Here is a 16,301-nt window from a genome sequence, read left to right as displayed (position 1 = left end):
CCTCTATTAGTTTATTCGTGCCAGTAAAATTAAATTAAGGATTTATTTATATTTAATTTTTTATAGAGAAAATGCAACCAAATAACCCCCAACAATTTACGGAGAAGGCTTGGAGTGCGATCGCCCGTACCCCAGATATAGCCAAGGAAAACAACCATCAACAGATTGAAACCGAACATTTATTAAAAGCATTATTAGAACAAAAAGGACTAGCCGTAAGCATCTTTAACAAAACTGATGCTAATGTTAATCGTTTGTTAGAAAAAACAGAGCAATTTATTGCCAATCAACCTAAAGTAAAAAATATTGGAGAATCAGTCTATTTAGGTAAAGGATTAGATCGTCTTTTAGACCAAGCCGAAAACTATCGCAAAGAATTTAAAGATGATTTTATCTCCATAGAACATATTATCCTTTCCTATGCAAAAGATGACCGTTTTGGGAAGAATTTATTAAAAGAATTTGACCTCAATGAAAACAAACTAAAAACTATTATTAAAGAAATAAGAGGAACTCAACAAGTGACAGATCAAAACCCCGAAGGAAAATATGAATCTTTGCAAAAATATGGTAGAGATTTAACCGAATTAGCCAGAAAAGGAAAGCTCGATCCCGTCATTGGTCGTGATGATGAAGTACGCCGTACTATTCAAATACTCTCCCGCCGTACCAAAAATAATCCCGTGTTAATCGGTGAACCGGGGGTGGGTAAAACTGCCATTGTGGAAGGACTTGCCCAACGTATCATTAACCGTGATGTCCCAGAATCATTATTAGACCGTACCCTCATCGGCTTGGATATGGGGGCGCTCATTGCGGGGGCAAAATATCGGGGGGAATTTGAAGAAAGACTCAAAGCCGTCTTAAAAGAAGTCACTGAGTCCGAGGGTAATATTATCCTCTTTATCGACGAAATCCATACCGTTGTCGGTGCGGGGGCAACCCAAGGCGCCATGGATGCAGGAAACCTCCTCAAACCCATGTTAGCGAGGGGAGAATTGCGTTGTATTGGGGCCACTACCCTCGATGAATACCGCAAGTATATCGAAAAGGATGCGGCGCTAGAAAGACGTTTTCAATCGGTATTTGTGGGCGAACCTAATGTTATTGATACTGTATCTATTTTACGGGGTTTAAAAGAGCGTTACGAAGTCCATCACGGGGTAAAAATTGCCGATGGTGCTTTGGTGGCGGCGGCGATGCTTTCGGATAGGTATATTAGCGATCGCTTTTTACCTGACAAAGCTATTGATTTAGTGGATGAATCGGCGGCTAAATTAAAGATGGAAATTACCTCAAAACCAGACGAATTAGATGAAATTGATCGCAAAATTTTACAGCTAGAAATGGAGCGTTTATCCCTGAAAAAGGAGGAGGATTTAGCATCTATTGAAAGGAGGGAAAAATTAGAGCAAGAATTGGCAAATTTAAAAGAAAAACAAAGCACTTTTAATGCCCAGTGGCAGAGTGAAAAAGAAATCATTGATAAAATTCGTACCCTGCGCGAATCCCTTGAAAAAATTAACGTGGAAATTCAACAGGCTGAAAGAAATTATGACTATAATAAAGCGGCGGAATTACGTTATGGGAAGTTAGCGGATGTACAAAAAGAGGTAAAAGAAAAAGAAGCTCTCTTGGCAGAAAAGCAAACCAGCGGTAAATCCTTGTTACGGGAGGAGGTGCAAGAGTCGGACATTGCGGAAATTATCTCGAAATGGTCGGGTATTCCTATTAGTAAATTAGTAGAATCGGAGAAGGCAAAATTATTGCATCTTGAAGATCAACTCCATGAAAGGGTAGTGGGTCAAGAAGAGGCTGTAACCGCTGTCTCTGATGCCATACAGCGTTCTCGAGCAGGGTTAGCAGATCCCAATCGTCCCACCGCTAGTTTTATCTTTCTCGGCCCCACAGGGGTGGGTAAAACAGAGTTAGCAAAAGCCCTTGCCCAGATTTTGTTTGACACCGAAGATGCCATCGTACGTATTGATATGTCAGAATATATGGAAAAACACACGGTATCCCGTCTCATGGGGGCGCCTCCAGGGTATGTAGGTTATGAGCAAGGGGGGCAACTCACGGAAGCCATTCGCCGTCGTCCTTATTCTGTGGTACTTTTTGATGAGATTGAAAAAGCCCATCCCGATGTGTTTAATGTGATGTTACAGATTTTGGATGATGGACGCTTAACGGATTCCCAAGGGCGTACGGTGGATTTTAAAAATACTATCATCATCATGACCAGTAATATCGGTTCTCAGTATATTCTTGATTTGGCTGGGGATGATGCCCAATACGAAACCATGCGCACAAGGGTTATGGATACTATGCGAGATAGCTTCCGTCCTGAGTTTCTCAACCGTATTGATGAGATTATTATTTTCCACAGTCTCCAAAAATCCCAGTTACGCTATATCGTCAAGTTACAGGTTAACCGCCTTGAGGAGCGATTGGCGGAGCAAAAGTTGTCTTTAAATATCACTGATGAGGCTCTCGATTTCCTTGCTGACATTGGTTATGATCCTGTATATGGTGCTCGTCCCCTTAAAAGGGCAGTACAAAGATACCTTGAAACTGCGATCGCCAAGGCCATCTTAAAAGGAGAATTTAAGGACGGAAACACCATCAATGTCACAGTAGAGGATGAAAGATTAGCCCTTACATCATAATTTTTAACCACTGAGGACTAATTATTCATTATTCGGCAAAAGAGTAAGAAGGGGTTTAAACCCCTTGCCTAAAATGATTGGTGGAAACGTTCTAACTAGAAATATTTAACTATTCTCTTTTCTTTGCCCTAATTACTCCACTTTTTCACCTAATATTATCAATTTCTTTCAGCATCATCAAAACGAATAATATCATCATCTCCTAAATATTCTCCATTTTGAATCTCAATCATCACCAGAGGAATCACCCCCGGATTTTCCACTCGGTGACGGATATTCATGGGTACATAGGTTGACTGCTTCGGTAACAATAGTCTTTGCTCCCCATTAAAAATAACCTTGGCAGTACCCGCCACCACCACCCAATGCTCACTGCGATGATAGTGCATTTGGGTACTGATATGATGACCTGGTTTGACTATAATACGATTGATACGGTAATAAGGGCCTTCTTCCAAGAGAGTAACAGTACCCCAAGGAGGGTTACGGGTATATTCTGATTCTTGGGCTTCTTGATCTCGATTAGTGGTTTCTGTCATGGCTGATTATCAAAAATTAAGCAGATCAATTATTAATTTTGATCATACAACTGATTCACGTCTAGGACATAAAAATTGTTGAAAACTCCAATGGTTCTGAATTTATAAAGATAAAGATTTGTTTCGTAAATGCTTAACACCATATAATCTCTTTTCTGGGTAGTTTCTCTTACCACCCTCGGAATTTGACCTTTACCCGCTTCTACCATCATATGGCATACTTGGCTTTTGACCACTTGGTCTAATCCAGAAGCCCCTGCCTGACAAAGATTTTCCTTGGCATAGAGAGATAGTTTTTCTTCAGCGAATTCTTCATATTGTTTCTGATTGGGGTTTGTAAACATTAAGATACCCCCAAATATCGCCAACGTTGTGCCGCTGACAATGGCAATGGTGGACAACGAGAGACTTTTTGATGGTGCAAAAGGGTTCATAAAAAAAATCCGCAGATTACCTAGACTATTTTAATACTTTTATGTTATAATTAATAATCGTAATGACGTGGCGAGCGTAGCCAAGTGGTTAAGGCAGTGGATTGTGGTTCCGCCATTCGTGGGTTCGAGTCCCATCGTTCGCCCTTTCAAGTATGATGTTGTCTTTGACAATTATTATATCATTTTTATTATTTGGTGGTTAAATATTTTTATTAACAAGATATTTAACCGAGTGTTTTATCCATGGGTTAGGTGCTGAGGCTTTTGAGAATCCAGCCGATAATGATTCCGAAACCCCCAAATCTCACTATTTGCCAAAAGGGTTCGTTTAGACTACTCCATTTGAACAACTGACTTTCTAGTCTTACTTCTATTTCTTCTAGTTGTTGGTTGATTAGGTTTATTTCGGTTTTAATGGAATCTTGGGAATTTCTTTTAAGTTGTTTCTCCAGTTCTTTTTTTTCTTCTTCTAATACTTTTTGACGGATTTGATCTTTTTCTACCTGATTGTAACGCTGTTTTAGCTGGGCGATCGCACTTTCAAGCTCAAAAATAGCACCACCTAAATCAAAATCATCATTATCGGGGGAAGAGTTTTCACGCTCAGACATTCTAAAATAAAAAGTAAACGATCCATTAAATTGTACAACATGACTATCTCATCAGAAACAAAAACTATTTCGGAACTAACTACCCTCGAATTAGCCCAACTATTAGCTGAAAAAATGACCATTAGCTCTTATGATTGGCATAAACAAAAAAATAATCGTAAAGCCCAAGCAGGGCAACAACTAGCCTCTAGTCTTGTCTTTTTGTTGAATAATCAACCAGAAGAAGCCCTCGCAAGAGTTAATCAAGCCCAAGGATGGTTAAATAAAACCATCAACCCCCTACCTTGCCCAACCCATGGCAATCATAAGCAATCTTAAGGCTCAAAAAAAATCCCCTAAAAAGCTGTAACGGCTTTACGGGGAAAAAAGTGGTGATGGACTTGTTTACACAGTTTCACTTGAGTACCCTGTTTATTCCATAAAACTCGATCAAAAATGTGGTGTAACATACACAACCCTCGACCATTTTCTGATTCTTCGGGGGGAAATTTATCACTTTTGCTATAACATTCACACTTGCAAAAACCCGTACCTTGATTGCAAATTAACCATGAATACTCGCCCTTTTTATAAGCAAATTTTACCACCACAGGCTTACTAGGATCCAAACCATTGCCATGTTTTGCCGCATTAACTAGGGCTTCTTGTAAACCTAATCTAATTTCTGGGTGTAATTCTTTAGGTATTTTTGTTAATAATAAATCTAAAACAGGACAAAGATAGAGGGTTGAAGGAAAACTTACGGTTTGCCATTTCCCGGTGTGAAGGGGTATTGTCATGGAAATCATGTCTTTATATCTCCCGATAATTGATTGAGCAGTGGAAGGTAGAAGTTTTTGGTTGTCTCAGGGACACTCGAGGCTATCACTTCTTAGAATGGGTTTTAAAGGATGAAGAGGGTGAGATGTTTTTGGTAACATGATAATCTTTTAGGATGCTCAAAGCAATTGCTTATATAGAAAAAGTTAATTTTCGCTTTTTCCTTAATGGTATTGTATAGCTTTTTTTGTCTATTGTTTTGCTTTTTATGTAATTTTACTTAAACTCACACAATTATCATATCACAGTTTAGAGTCTGGATAATTGATAATAAATTCATAAATAATAATACATAATAAATAATTGATGAAATTTCGACCAATAAAACGTATCGCCCATAAAACCGTTAACCTATTCCGTGTAGATGAAACTCAGGTGGCGGAAATTTTAGAGTCAGTGCGATCGCAACTTCCCACCACTGAAGCCCTTTTAATTGGCAAACCCCAAGCAGGAAAAAGCTCCATTGTCAGGGGATTAACGGGGGTAGGGGCAGAAATTGTTGGGCAAGGTTTTCGCCCCCATACTCAATATACGGAAAGGTATGCTTATCCTTCGGAAGATTTACCCCTCCTGATTTTTACGGATACTGTGGGTTTGGGGGATGTGGAAAAAAATACTGAGGCAATTATTGAGGAATTAAGCCAAGAATTAGATAAGGAAACAGGCAAGGCGAGGATTATTATTTTAACGGTAAAAATTAATGATTTTGCCACCGATAGTCTTAAAGAAGTGGCGGTAAATTTACGAAAAAAATACCCTCAAATTCCTTGCTTATTGACAGTAACTTCAACCCATGAATTGTACCCCATGGCCATGGAAAATCATCCCTCTTATCCTCCGAATTTACCTGATATTGTAAGGGCTTTTAATGAGATTAAGAATAGTTTTTTAGGTTTATATGATCGAGGAGTTTTAATTGATTTTACCCTAGAGGAGGATGGTTATAATCCTGTTTTTTATGGTTTAGATGCCATGGTAGATAACCTTGCTCAACTATTGCCAGAGGCGGAATCCAAGACTATTTATCAACTGTTGGATGAAAAAGCAGGTTCACAGTTAGGGAACATTTATAAGGAAGTGGCAAGGCGTTATATTCTCTCTTTTTCTATCATTGCTGGTACTGTGGCAGCGGTGCCTTTACCTTTTGCGACAATGCCTGTATTGACTGCCCTAGAGGTTTCTATGGTGGGGCTTCTAGGTAAATTATATGGTCAAAATATTAGCGTTTCTCAGGCGGGAGGAATAGTAAGTGCGATCGCAGGGGGATTTTTAGCCCAAGCTATAGGTAGAGAATTAATCAAGTTTATACCAGGTTTTGGTAGTGTCATCGCTGCCTCATGGGCAGCCGCCTATACTTGGGGATTGGGGGAGGGGGCTTGTGCTTATTTTGGAGATGTTGTGGGGGGCAAAAAACCTGATCCCGATAAGATTAAAAAAGTAATGCAAAATGCTTTTCAAGAAGCAAAAGAAAGATTTAAAAAAGCCTCAGAAAAAACATAAAATTAAATGGGGCATAGCAATTTTGCTAATAAAGAAAAATTGGATAATGAAAAGGTAAATATTATTTAACCAGGGGGCCATTTTAAGGGGCGATCGCCTAGTATATGTAAATGTAGATGATCGACAGTTTGCCCTCCATCATTACCATTGTTAATTACTACCCTATAACCGTTGATTAAATTTTCTTGGGCGGCTACCTTTTTTACAGTAAGAAGTAAATGTCCTAATAAAGATTCATCCTCAAATTGAGCATCATCTATCCTGATAATGGGTTTTTTGGGTATAACAAGAATGTGAGTGGGGGCCTGGGGGGCCACATCCCGAAAAGCTAAACATAAGTCATCTTCATACACTATATCAGCTGGTATTTCACGGCGAATTATCTTACTAAAAATGGTTTCGCTCATAATTCTTTTAGCTATCAATTTTATGGGTTGGTTAACTAACCTTTGATTATATCTCGCAAAGACCCAAGGAAGACAAAGGAATATTTCTTGATTAAATTGATGTGTTATTATCTGAGCAAAAAGGGTAACTATGGATAGCGGAGAGTTAGCAAAGTATATTGAACAAACAGAAAGTATTTCTAAGCCTTGGTTATTGGTGCAACTACGATTGAAAAAGTTGCAAGAAAATAGACAGAATATATCGGCTGAAGATTATGACCAAAAATTAGCAGAAATTTATGATGATTTAATGAACCTCGGAGAATGGTGGCAAGGAATAGAAGATCAAGTTTTTTAAGAAATGATACTGAAAAAAATGTCAAGAAAAAATCAAATTGATTATAATCAAAACACGATAAATCTAACTACAAATTAACTATGGTAGAATTCATTATTACCCTATCCATCACAGCGGTGTCTATGTACATAGCATCCGTGATTATACCAGGCATCATCATGGAAAGTGCAGGGGCGGCATTTATTGGAGCTTTTGTACTAGGCTTGGTAAATGGGATCATTAAACCTATTTTAGTCTTTTTTACTTTCCCCATAACCATCGTTACTCTGGGTTTATTTCTGTTAGTAGTAAATGCCATTTGTTTTTCTTTGGTGGGCTACTTTACCCCAGGCTTCAGAGTAGGAGGATTTCTAAATGCTTTATTTGGTTCCGTAATTGTCTCAATTGTATCGGCTACAATTAGCCAACTCGTCTTTTAGAATCAATATTAGGTATTTTTTTGATAATTAATCCACAGTAACACAGACATATTTAAACTCTAATTCTTAATTATTTTGCCCCTAATTCCTCCCCTAGAGGAGAGGGGATATTTTTTGTCTTAAAATTCAGCATTCATGGGGGTACGGGGGAAAGGAATTACATCTCGGATGTTGTCGATGCCTGTCATGAATTGTACTAATCTTTCAAATCCTAAGCCAAATCCTGCATGGGGTACAGTACCGTACCTTCTTAAGTCTAAGTACCACCATAAATCTTGGGGATTGATGTCCATTTCCTTAATTCTAGCTTCTAAAAGATCATATCTTTCTTCCCTTTGGGAGCCTCCGATAATTTCACCGATATTGGGTGCTAAAATGTCCATGGCGGCGACGGTTTTTTGATCCTCATTCATGCGCATATAAAACGCTTTGATGTCTTTGGGATAGTCCGTGACGATGACGGGTTTTTTAAAGTATTCCTCGGCCAAATATCTTTCATGTTCTGATTGTAGATCTATACCCCATTCTACAGGAAATTGAAAAGTGCGATCGCACTTTAACAACAAACTAACCGCTTCGGTATAAGTAACCCGTGCAAATTCATTATTAATAATAATATCGGCATTAGCTAAAACTGTATCATTAATGCGCAGATTAAAAAACTCCATATCTTCAGGACAATTATCCAACACATATTTGAAAACATATTTTAAAAACTCCTCCGCCAAATTTTGATCCCCTTCCAAATCACAAAACGCCATTTCAGGCTCAACCATCCAAAATTCAGCTAGATGACGGGAAGTATTAGAATTTTCCGCCCGAAAAGTTGGGCCAAAGGTATAGACATTTTCAAAAGACATGGCCATAATTTCGGCCTCAAGTTGCCCACTAACCGTTAAATAGGCTTTCTTACCAAAAAAGTCTTCCTTATAGTCAGTTTTACCATTATCGTTACGGGGAATATTATCAAGGTTAAAATTAGTCACCGTAAATAATTCCCCTGCCCCTTCGCAGTCACTGGCGGTAATAATAGGTGTATGTATCCATAGAAAACTCTTCTCTTGAAAAAATTGATGGATGGCATTAGCACAAGCATTACGCACCCGCATCACCGCCCCAAGGGTATTAGTACGCCCCCGAAGATGGGCAATGGTACGCAAAAATTCAAGGGAGTGACGTTTTTTTTGTAGAGGATAGTCTTTTCCGTCACACTCTCCATAAACGGTTACTATGTCAGCGTGTAACTCTATGCTTTGCCCCTTAGCGGGGGATTCTACCAAGACTCCTTCCACTGACAAAGATGCCCCTGTGCTTAGTCTTTTAACAATGTTATTATAATCGTCTAAGTCTTGGTTTAAAACTACCTGCAAATTAGCAAGAGATGAGCCGTCACTGACTTCTATAAAGGTAAATTCTTTTAATTCTCTTTTGGTGCGTACCCACCCTTGAATTTTTACTTTTTCTTGGGGTTGTCCCTGGCGTAAAATATTAATTATACGGTTACTCATCTTGGTATGAAAAGAAAATTTTTCAATTATTTATTACTTATTTATCTTAACATAAGCTACCTAATATAATCTTTATTATACTCTAATTATTTAATTAATTAATTAGTTATATAATATAAATAATTGTCTATTTTGAGCATTTTGAATCATTAACTTTTTCTATTCTCAAATTAGTGTTGTTTAATTTCTATTTTCTTCTCCTTAATGTAATGTATCATCTTTAGATCTTCTCCTTTAATATGATGAATAAGCCAGTCAGTTAAAAATCTTGATACTTTTGCTGTAATAAATTGCTGATGTTCCAAAAGTTCTTTTTGTAAAGTAATTACATCATTTTTTAGCATTTCATGTTTTTCTTTATGAATAGCATAATCAGGATAATTATAATCAATCATAAATTTTTCTTCCGCATCAAAATGTTTGATAGTATATTCTACTAATCTTGCTAGTGTATTGTTAATGACTTCTTTCCCGTGACCTTCCATCATCGCATTATGCAATTGATTAATCAATTTAAACAGGTATTGATGCTGTTGATCAATTACATTTTCTCCCGTTATATATTCTTCTCTCCAAAAGGCAATGGACATAATTGATTACCCCTCAAGCTCTGTATATCATCAATTATAAACTAGGCTTTTTTTTTGTTAAATGCTTTATTGCTTTTTATGGTTAATATTAACAATAATTTATAAAAGTTAACTCTTTTTCCAGTCTCTATAAAATTGAGCTAATTTATCAGGATTTATTTTTAGATAGTAACCAAGAATCATAATTTGATTAATCATAGTAGTTTTAAATATTCCTAGTTTTTGCCATCTACGGGCAGAGGTTGTGACGGAGGAATGGGCAATTTTTATTTTGCCCATTTTTTGTAACTTCTTAATGAAGGCAAAGTCTTCCATAATGGCAATTTCAGGAAAACCTCCGACGGTTTCAAAAGTTTCTTTTTTTAAAAAAAATCCCTGATCTCCATAGGGTAAAGAAAATAAATGCGATCGCAATTTAACCAAAACAGAAATCAAATATAAAGATAAAGAATCATGATTAATTTTAAGATTAAAAGCTCCGGCTATCACTCTATTTTGACTTAAAATAAAATTAATATCTTCAAAATAATTATTAGGTAAAAGACTATCCCCATGGAGAAATAATAAAATGTTTCCTGTGGCTAATCTTGCTCCCAAATTCATCTGATAACTACGACTAGCAACAGGAGATAAAATAATTTTTAGCCCATGATTTTCAAGAATTTGTCTGGTACTATCACCACTACCACCATCGACAAAAATAATTTCTATATTTTGTAAAGACGTAAAAGAAGATATATTTTCTTTCAAAAAAACCTCCTCATTAAAAACAGGAATGATAAGACTTAGCTTATTAAGATGTGTTTGCTCTGACATTTCAAAATAAATTAGTAATGGAAATTGACTATTTTTTTCATCATAATCAATTTATAAAAATAACTATGATGACCGGAATTATAGCACCCAAAGCATTATAAACAAAGACTATTTACCCTCCTGTTAATAGTTAAAAACATCAAAAAAAAGAGCCCAAAATAATTTCGTTTCACATTTTTTGATGTTTAATTTTCCTCTTATTCACTAAAGTGTAAAGCTCTATTTTTAATCTAATTCCAACTTTAGATCAGAATTCTTGGTGGTTTTTTAACAAAATTAGGGTTTAGTTAATCGGTTAGGGTGGATACTAAAAATCAGTTGTCCATGGTTTGATTTATTTATCAAATTGCAAAGGTAAAGGGCGCTTGGCAATATATAACCAAAATAAACCAAAAAGTCCAAGGGCGATCGCACTTATACTAATAATTTGAGCCACCCGCCAATCCCCCACCATGAGACTATCAGTGCGAAAACCCTCAATCCATACCCTACCCAAACTGTAAGAGATTAGATAAACAAAAGCCAAAGTACCCGTTTTCAAATTATTTTTACGACGTAAACCCCAGAAAAAAAGAGCCATTAACAACACAAAAACCATCACATTCCACACAGACTCGTATAAAAAAGTAGGATGGAAATATTCAGATTGTAAAAACTCAGAAGGACGACGATTAGGAGGAATATATAAACCCCAAGGCAAATTCGTTGGCACCCCAAAGGCTTCGGAATTAAAAAAGTTACCCCATCTACCAATGGCCTGACCTAAAATAACAGAAGGCATTATCACATCTATCAACGCCCAAAAAGACTGCTTTTTAACCTTAGCAAATAGTATCGTTGCGATGGTACCACCGATAATTGCCCCATGGATAGCGATGCCCCCCTGCCAAATAGCAATCATATCCCCCGGCCGCCCCGCATACCTTTCCCACTCAAACAACACATAGTAAATTCTGGCAAAAGGTAGCGCCCCTATCACCAACCATAATATTAGATCACCGATCATTTCAGGGTCAACATTTTTTCTCTTAGCCAAATTTTGGGCTATAAATAAGCCAATTATCACCGCCATGGCAATCAAGAAACCATACCAACGCACAGCTACAGGCCCTAATTCAAATAAAATCGGACCAGGAGATTGGAAACGGAAAGCAAATAAATTCATAAAAATTTTGTATTAATAGTATTTTTCTTTTCTATGGAGGATTAGGGAAACTTAGGTAAAATTAATGGTATGATTAACACAGGATTATTGCAAATCTTGATCTTCATATAGTTACAGAAATTTAACAGTTTCTCAAATATTTTAAATGAGAAAAAAGCATATTAGCCCAGATAGCGCCCTTGGTTTAGTTTCAACCCTCAGTTTTCCTGCCATCGTTGGCACAGCAGACATGATGTTAAAGTCAGCGGAGGTAATTTTAGTGGGTTATGAAAAAATCGGTAGTGGCCATTGTACTGCTATTGTTCGGGGTAATATTGCGGATGTACGCCTTGCGGTGGAGGAAGGGGCAAGAATGGCCGAACAAATAGGACAATTACACACTAAGCTAGTGATAGCCCGTCCTATGCCCAATTTAGAGGCTGTTTTTCCCATTGGTAGTCGTTTGATAGAATTAGCCCAACAGGAAAGGGGTTACAGTCGTTTGAGTAATCGCTCTATTGGTTTAATTGAAACTAGGGGTTTCCCTGCCATGGTAGGGGCTGCGGATATGATGTTAAAATCTGCGGATGTACAATTGGCTTCCTACGAAACCATTGGTAGTGGTTTGTGTACTGCCATTATACGGGGTACTGTGGCTAATGTGGCGGTAGCCATCGAGGCGGGAATGGCAGAGGCGGAAAGGATTGGGGAGTTAAATTCGGTGATGATTATTCCTCGTCTATTGGAAGATTTAGAGCATACTTTACCTGTGGCGAATTATTGGTTAGATGAAGAGGATAAACAACAGCCCCTACCTAATTTTGCTAAGAAGAAACGCCCTCTATCCCGTCGCAAGTTAGTTGCTTTACCTGAGTTGGAAAAAGTACCTGTTAATTTTAATAATTCTTCTAAGGTGGAATTAAAGGCAGAGTTGGAAAATAGAAAGCATCAGAAAAAGCCTTTATCCATGGAAATTATTGAGCCTCAAACCGAAGACGATTAATGAATAATTGATAATTGAAAATGGATAATTGATAATAACAATTTAATTATACTGTTGAGAACAGGAGATAAACGGCAAGGAGAAATCATTACACTATTCCCCACCTCAAACAAAACCATTTTTCATGACAACCTAATCAATACATTATGTGGAAAGAAATTGCGATCGCCATTAGTAACCATACTAAAAAAGAATTTATGCTAAAAAACTCCCGTAGTGTGGGAGGAGGTTGTATAAACCAAGCCTATCAACTGATAGGGGAAAATAATAGCTACTTTGTGAAATTAAATTCTCCTCACCAATGGGAAATGTTTCGGGTAGAGGCGATCGCCCTTAGACAAATGTATGATACTAATACTATTAGAGTACCCAAACCCATCTGCACAGGTTACACCGATAACCATAGCTATATCGTCTTAGAATGGCTCGAATTTGGTAGGGCCAACAATCAATCATGGCAAACCATGGGTAAACACCTCGCCCAACTCCATCAACAAGGTAAAGCCGATAAATTTGGTTGGGATTATAATAATACCATAGGTTCAACCCCTCAAATCAATGACTGGGTAGAAAACTGGGCAGACTTTTTCGCCGAAAAAAGAATCGGTTATCAATTAAAACTAGCCAGTAGAAAAGGGGCAACTTTCGGTAATCAAAATAACATCATAGAAGCCATTAAAATAAAATTATCTCACCATCACCCCCAACCATCCTTGGTCCACGGAGACTTGTGGGGTGGTAATGCTAGTTTTTTGGCAGGAGGAATTCCCATAATTTTTGATCCTGCTACCTATTACGGAGATAGGGAAGTAGATATAGCTATGACAGAACTTTTTGGCGGTTTTCCTTCGGCTTTTTATGAAGGCTATAACCAAGAATGGCCCTTAGATTCTGGTTATGCACAAAGAAAAACTATCTATAATCTTTATCATATTCTTAACCATTACAACCTTTTTGGGGGCGGATATGCCAGTCAAGCCCAAGGGATGATTAATCAAATTTTATAGAGGAATGGTGTGATTCATTGGGTTATAATCAGTTATTCATTCTCAATTATCAATAGTTATCGTGAATTACTGGTTAATGAAATCTGAGCCCAGCGCTTATGGTATTGATGACTTACAAAGGGAAAAAACGACTATCTGGGATGGGGTGAGGAATTATCAAGCCCGTAATATCCTTGGGGAAATGGAAAAAGGGGATTTAGCTTTTTTTTATCATTCCAATTGTAAACCCCCTGCCATTGTGGGATTAATGGAGGTAATAGAAACCAATATAGTTGATCCGACTCAATTGGATCGCACTTCACCCTATTTTGATGCCAAAGCAACCCCTGAAAAACCCCGTTGGCATACGGTGAAAGTAAAATTTACAGAAAAATTTGCTCAGCCATTATCCCTCGAAACCCTTAAACAAACCTTTAATCCTGATGATTTCTTGGTGGTAAAAAAAGGTAATCGATTATCGGTAATGCCTGTAAATAATACCGTTGCCCAAGAGATATTGCTATTAATTCGAGCTTGATGAAAAAGTACGTTTTGCCTCCTAAATCCCCCAATTTTGAAGAACTTTAATCATATTGTTAACAATGGGCTTAAGCCCATTGCCCATAACCTAATTATTCACTATTCCCCGTAAGCTAAACTATTTCAACATCAAAGCCACTTGTTTAGCAAAGTAAGTTAGAATCAAGTCTGCCCCTGCCCTTTTCATGCTGGTAAGGGTTTCAAGGACAATTTTTTTCTCATCAATCCATCCTTTTTCCGCTGCCGCTTTAATCATGGCATATTCACCACTGACGTTATAAGCAACTACGGGAATATTGGTATAGTCTCTTACTTGACGGATAATATCAAGGTAAGCAAGGGCTGGTTTAACCATCACCATATCTGCACCTTCAGCAATGTCTAACTCAACTTCGGTAATGGCTTCACGGGAGTTGGCAATGTCCATTTGATAGGTTTTTTTATCACCGAATTTGGGTGCAGATTCTAGGGCATCACGGAAGGGACCATAATAGGCGGAGGCGTATTTGGCAGAATAAGCGATGATACCAACATGGGTAAATCCTGCTTCGTCAAGGGCTTCACGAATTACCCCAATTCTACCGTCCATCATGTCGGAGGGGGCAACCATATCAGCCCCCGCCTGGGCTTGGGATACGGACATTTTGGCTAATACTGCCACGGTTTCATCGTTGAGGATTTCCCCATCTACTACGATACCATCATGACCGAAGGGGGAATAAGGATCAAGGGCGACATCCGTGATAATGGTAATTTCGGGTACTTCTGCTTTAATGGCTTTGATGGTGCGTTGTACTAAGCCATCGGGGTTATAGCTTTCGGTGCCTTCGTTGTCTTTTTTGTCGTCGGTGACGAGGGGAAAAAGTGCGATCGCCTTTATACCTAATTCATAGCATTCTTTTACTTCTTCGATCAACAAATCAAGACTATAACGATAACAATCTGGCATGGAAACAATCTCTTGTTTAAGGTTTTCCCCTTCCATCACAAACACGGGATAAATCAAATCATTAACAGTTAACTGGGTTTCTTGTACCATCGCCCGTAGTGCTGAAGTGCGACGCAAACGGCGAGGACGGTTTGTTAAATTATATAAGGGCATTTTTTATAAAAGTTTTTCATCAAAACATTGGCAACATATTATTATAAGGGAGTCTCGGCTTTTCTCCCTCTCTTGTTAAATAAATTAATATTTCTTTGAGGGAACAGGGAATAGGAAACGGGGAACAGTTTTCAATGGTTTATGATTATGAGTGAATCTTCTTTTTCCCTAACTATTCATTATCCATTCTCAACTATCAATTATCCCTCACGTTTACTTGCCCAAGGATAAACTTAAGACTGTCGTAGTCATTTTTTAACAAAACACTCAATACCCTTCCTGCTTTTACTAACCAAGGGCGATCGCACCCTCGAATATTATATACTTCTCTAAGGGTAGCCGCCGTAAGGGATTCAATGGGAGTATTATTCACCTGAAGTAAAACCCGCAAAAAATCAGGATTTTCAGTGAATCTCGTTATTTCATCGGTGGTACAGCTAAATACCCCCTGATGGATTTGGGGAGGGCGAGGGGGTAAATACTGAAAAACTCGCCCATGGGGAGGATTAACGCCATTATTTCCTTGGGCAGGGGTTTCAAAACCGATTATTACTGCCCGAAACTCGGTTTTTAACATAGCAAAAATCTGCGGTTGTTGCTCTTTTAATTCTTCTAAAGATAACCCCAAAGCCCTTGCCCTATGGATAGAATCGATGGGGGCAGTGGTGACATTGGTAACGATGGCATAAATTTTATTTCCCGCCTGATTATCAACGGCTTTTACCCAACTACCAAAGGGAGGCATCATGGGAAAGGCTAATTCTTCAGGCTCTAAGCATTGAGCTAAAAATTCTGTGGTAGAGGTTTCAATCACTTCCCCTATATGGGTTATGGTACCATGTTGATTATCAGTTATCTGCATATGTCATCCCAATTTTAT

General features: G+C 38.0%; 19 protein-coding genes and 1 tRNA gene. 9 read left to right on the top strand and 11 right to left on the bottom strand.

The window, feature by feature from the left end:
• The first annotated feature begins 71 nt into the window (after positions 1-71).
• Entirely contained in the window at positions 72-2,666 is a 2,595-nt protein-coding gene (gene clpB, locus AA637_RS12625; protein WP_446683052.1) for an ATP-dependent chaperone ClpB, read from the top strand.
• 158 nt (positions 2,667-2,824) lie between these two features.
• Here the strand turns inward: clpB and AA637_RS12620 are convergent, their stop codons facing one another.
• The gene (locus AA637_RS12620) at positions 2,825-3,205 is read right to left on the bottom strand and encodes a phosphomannose isomerase type II C-terminal cupin domain (protein WP_069789332.1); all 381 of its coding nucleotides are present in this window, start codon (positions 3,203-3,205) and stop codon (positions 2,825-2,827) included.
• 32 nt (positions 3,206-3,237) lie between these two features.
• Entirely contained in the window at positions 3,238-3,639 is a 402-nt protein-coding gene (locus tag AA637_RS12615; RefSeq protein ID WP_446683051.1) for a DUF4359 domain-containing protein, read from the bottom strand.
• A 70-nt stretch (positions 3,640-3,709) separates the two neighbouring features.
• Here AA637_RS12615 and AA637_RS12610 point away from each other — a divergent pair.
• A tRNA-His gene (locus AA637_RS12610) sits at positions 3,710-3,782 on the top strand.
• Positions 3,783-3,887: 105 nt separating this feature from the next.
• On the opposite strand, the gene AA637_RS12605 is transcribed toward AA637_RS12610, so the two are convergent.
• Positions 3,888-4,250 carry a hypothetical protein gene (locus AA637_RS12605; RefSeq protein WP_446683050.1) on the bottom strand — a complete coding sequence of 121 codons (363 nt, stop codon included), beginning with the start codon at positions 4,248-4,250 and terminating at the stop codon, positions 3,888-3,890.
• 39 nt (positions 4,251-4,289) lie between these two features.
• On the opposite strand from AA637_RS12605, the gene AA637_RS12600 reads away from it, so the two are divergent.
• A complete protein-coding gene (locus tag AA637_RS12600) occupies positions 4,290-4,568 on the top strand; it encodes a DUF6439 family protein (RefSeq protein WP_069789329.1) in 279 nt (92 codons plus the stop codon).
• Between the two features lie 17 nt (positions 4,569-4,585).
• On the opposite strand, the gene AA637_RS12595 is transcribed toward AA637_RS12600, so the two are convergent.
• Positions 4,586-5,038, bottom strand: coding sequence for an ATP-binding protein (locus AA637_RS12595; protein ID WP_446683049.1), 453 nt, complete (start codon positions 5,036-5,038; stop codon positions 4,586-4,588).
• A 337-nt stretch (positions 5,039-5,375) separates the two neighbouring features.
• Between AA637_RS12595 and AA637_RS12590 the strand changes: the two genes are divergently transcribed.
• On the top strand, positions 5,376-6,569 hold the full coding sequence (locus AA637_RS12590) for a GTPase family protein (protein ID WP_446683048.1): 1,194 nt from the start codon (positions 5,376-5,378) through the stop codon (positions 6,567-6,569).
• A gap of 65 nt (positions 6,570-6,634) precedes the next feature.
• Here the strand turns inward: AA637_RS12590 and AA637_RS12585 are convergent, their stop codons facing one another.
• Positions 6,635-6,976 carry a histidine triad nucleotide-binding protein gene (locus AA637_RS12585; RefSeq protein WP_446683047.1) on the bottom strand — a complete coding sequence of 114 codons (342 nt, stop codon included), beginning with the start codon at positions 6,974-6,976 and terminating at the stop codon, positions 6,635-6,637.
• Between the two features lie 130 nt (positions 6,977-7,106).
• On the opposite strand from AA637_RS12585, the gene AA637_RS12580 reads away from it, so the two are divergent.
• Positions 7,107-7,313, top strand: a complete 207-nt coding sequence (locus AA637_RS12580) for a hypothetical protein (protein WP_446683046.1) — start codon at positions 7,107-7,109, stop codon at positions 7,311-7,313.
• Positions 7,314-7,393: 80 nt separating this feature from the next.
• The gene (locus AA637_RS12575) at positions 7,394-7,732 is read left to right on the top strand and encodes a phage holin family protein (RefSeq protein WP_069789324.1); all 339 of its coding nucleotides are present in this window, start codon (positions 7,394-7,396) and stop codon (positions 7,730-7,732) included.
• A gap of 119 nt (positions 7,733-7,851) precedes the next feature.
• Here AA637_RS12575 and asnS read toward each other — a convergent pair whose 3' ends face one another.
• From asnS to lgt, 4 genes are all read right to left on the bottom strand, one after another.
• A complete protein-coding gene (gene asnS, locus AA637_RS12570; RefSeq protein ID WP_446683045.1) occupies positions 7,852-9,240 on the bottom strand; it encodes an asparagine--tRNA ligase in 1,389 nt (462 codons plus the stop codon).
• A 170-nt stretch (positions 9,241-9,410) separates the two neighbouring features.
• Complete coding sequence (locus AA637_RS12565; RefSeq protein WP_446683044.1) at positions 9,411-9,830, bottom strand: bacteriohemerythrin; 420 nt, start codon at positions 9,828-9,830, stop codon at positions 9,411-9,413.
• A gap of 108 nt (positions 9,831-9,938) precedes the next feature.
• Positions 9,939-10,646, bottom strand: a complete 708-nt coding sequence (locus AA637_RS12560; RefSeq protein WP_446683043.1) for a TIGR04283 family arsenosugar biosynthesis glycosyltransferase — start codon at positions 10,644-10,646, stop codon at positions 9,939-9,941.
• 334 nt (positions 10,647-10,980) lie between these two features.
• A complete protein-coding gene (gene lgt / locus AA637_RS12555) occupies positions 10,981-11,811 on the bottom strand; it encodes a prolipoprotein diacylglyceryl transferase (RefSeq protein ID WP_446683042.1) in 831 nt (276 codons plus the stop codon).
• A gap of 145 nt (positions 11,812-11,956) precedes the next feature.
• On the opposite strand from lgt, the gene AA637_RS12550 reads away from it, so the two are divergent.
• From AA637_RS12550 to AA637_RS12540, 3 genes are all read left to right on the top strand, one after another.
• Positions 11,957-12,793, top strand: coding sequence for a BMC domain-containing protein (locus AA637_RS12550; protein ID WP_446683041.1), 837 nt, complete (start codon positions 11,957-11,959; stop codon positions 12,791-12,793).
• A gap of 146 nt (positions 12,794-12,939) precedes the next feature.
• A complete protein-coding gene (locus tag AA637_RS12545) occupies positions 12,940-13,800 on the top strand; it encodes a fructosamine kinase family protein (RefSeq protein ID WP_446683040.1) in 861 nt (286 codons plus the stop codon).
• A gap of 76 nt (positions 13,801-13,876) precedes the next feature.
• Entirely contained in the window at positions 13,877-14,317 is a 441-nt protein-coding gene (locus tag AA637_RS12540) for an EVE domain-containing protein (protein WP_446683039.1), read from the top strand.
• Positions 14,318-14,437: 120 nt separating this feature from the next.
• Here AA637_RS12540 and hemB read toward each other — a convergent pair whose 3' ends face one another.
• Together hemB and AA637_RS12530 are read right to left on the bottom strand one after the other, a co-directional pair.
• Complete coding sequence (gene hemB, locus AA637_RS12535) at positions 14,438-15,421, bottom strand: porphobilinogen synthase (protein WP_446683038.1); 984 nt, start codon at positions 15,419-15,421, stop codon at positions 14,438-14,440.
• 196 nt (positions 15,422-15,617) lie between these two features.
• The gene (locus AA637_RS12530) at positions 15,618-16,283 is read right to left on the bottom strand and encodes an HAS-barrel domain-containing protein (RefSeq protein ID WP_446683037.1); all 666 of its coding nucleotides are present in this window, start codon (positions 16,281-16,283) and stop codon (positions 15,618-15,620) included.
• Positions 16,284-16,301 lie beyond the last annotated feature (18 nt).

The organism is Cyanobacterium sp. HL-69 (assembly GCA_002813895.1).
Lineage (GTDB): Bacteria > Cyanobacteriota > Cyanobacteriia > Cyanobacteriales > Cyanobacteriaceae > Cyanobacterium.
The sequence above is the reverse complement of the archived record's forward strand: the minus strand, read 5'-3'. Positions and strand labels throughout refer to the sequence as shown.

Bases quoted from the DNA above. Each gene is read 5' to 3' on its own strand.
- AA637_RS12560 (WP_446683043.1), bottom strand. From the start codon at position 10,646: ATGTCAGAGCAAACACATCTTAATAAGCTAAGTCTTATCATTCCTGTT.
- AA637_RS12590 (WP_446683048.1), top strand. From the start codon at position 5,376: ATGAAATTTCGACCAATAAAACGTATCGCCCATAAAACCGTTAACCTA.
- AA637_RS12615 (WP_446683051.1), bottom strand. From the start codon at position 3,639: ATGAACCCTTTTGCACCATCAAAAAGTCTCTCGTTGTCCACCATTGCC.
- AA637_RS12620 (WP_069789332.1), bottom strand. From the start codon at position 3,205: ATGACAGAAACCACTAATCGAGATCAAGAAGCCCAAGAATCAGAATAT.
- hemB (WP_446683038.1), bottom strand. From the start codon at position 15,421: ATGCCCTTATATAATTTAACAAACCGTCCTCGCCGTTTGCGTCGCACT.
- AA637_RS12550 (WP_446683041.1), top strand. From the start codon at position 11,957: ATGAGAAAAAAGCATATTAGCCCAGATAGCGCCCTTGGTTTAGTTTCA.
- AA637_RS12585 (WP_446683047.1), bottom strand. From the start codon at position 6,976: ATGAGCGAAACCATTTTTAGTAAGATAATTCGCCGTGAAATACCAGCT.
- AA637_RS12540 (WP_446683039.1), top strand. From the start codon at position 13,877: ATGAAATCTGAGCCCAGCGCTTATGGTATTGATGACTTACAAAGGGAA.
- AA637_RS12595 (WP_446683049.1), bottom strand. From the start codon at position 5,038: ATGATTTCCATGACAATACCCCTTCACACCGGGAAATGGCAAACCGTA.
- AA637_RS12545 (WP_446683040.1), top strand. From the start codon at position 12,940: ATGTGGAAAGAAATTGCGATCGCCATTAGTAACCATACTAAAAAAGAA.
- lgt (WP_446683042.1), bottom strand. From the start codon at position 11,811: ATGAATTTATTTGCTTTCCGTTTCCAATCTCCTGGTCCGATTTTATTT.
- AA637_RS12530 (WP_446683037.1), bottom strand. From the start codon at position 16,283: ATGCAGATAACTGATAATCAACATGGTACCATAACCCATATAGGGGAA.
- AA637_RS12580 (WP_446683046.1), top strand. From the start codon at position 7,107: ATGGATAGCGGAGAGTTAGCAAAGTATATTGAACAAACAGAAAGTATT.
- clpB (WP_446683052.1), top strand. From the start codon at position 72: ATGCAACCAAATAACCCCCAACAATTTACGGAGAAGGCTTGGAGTGCG.
- AA637_RS12575 (WP_069789324.1), top strand. From the start codon at position 7,394: ATGGTAGAATTCATTATTACCCTATCCATCACAGCGGTGTCTATGTAC.
- AA637_RS12600 (WP_069789329.1), top strand. From the start codon at position 4,290: ATGACTATCTCATCAGAAACAAAAACTATTTCGGAACTAACTACCCTC.
- AA637_RS12605 (WP_446683050.1), bottom strand. From the start codon at position 4,250: ATGTCTGAGCGTGAAAACTCTTCCCCCGATAATGATGATTTTGATTTA.
- AA637_RS12565 (WP_446683044.1), bottom strand. From the start codon at position 9,830: ATGTCCATTGCCTTTTGGAGAGAAGAATATATAACGGGAGAAAATGTA.
- asnS (WP_446683045.1), bottom strand. From the start codon at position 9,240: ATGAGTAACCGTATAATTAATATTTTACGCCAGGGACAACCCCAAGAA.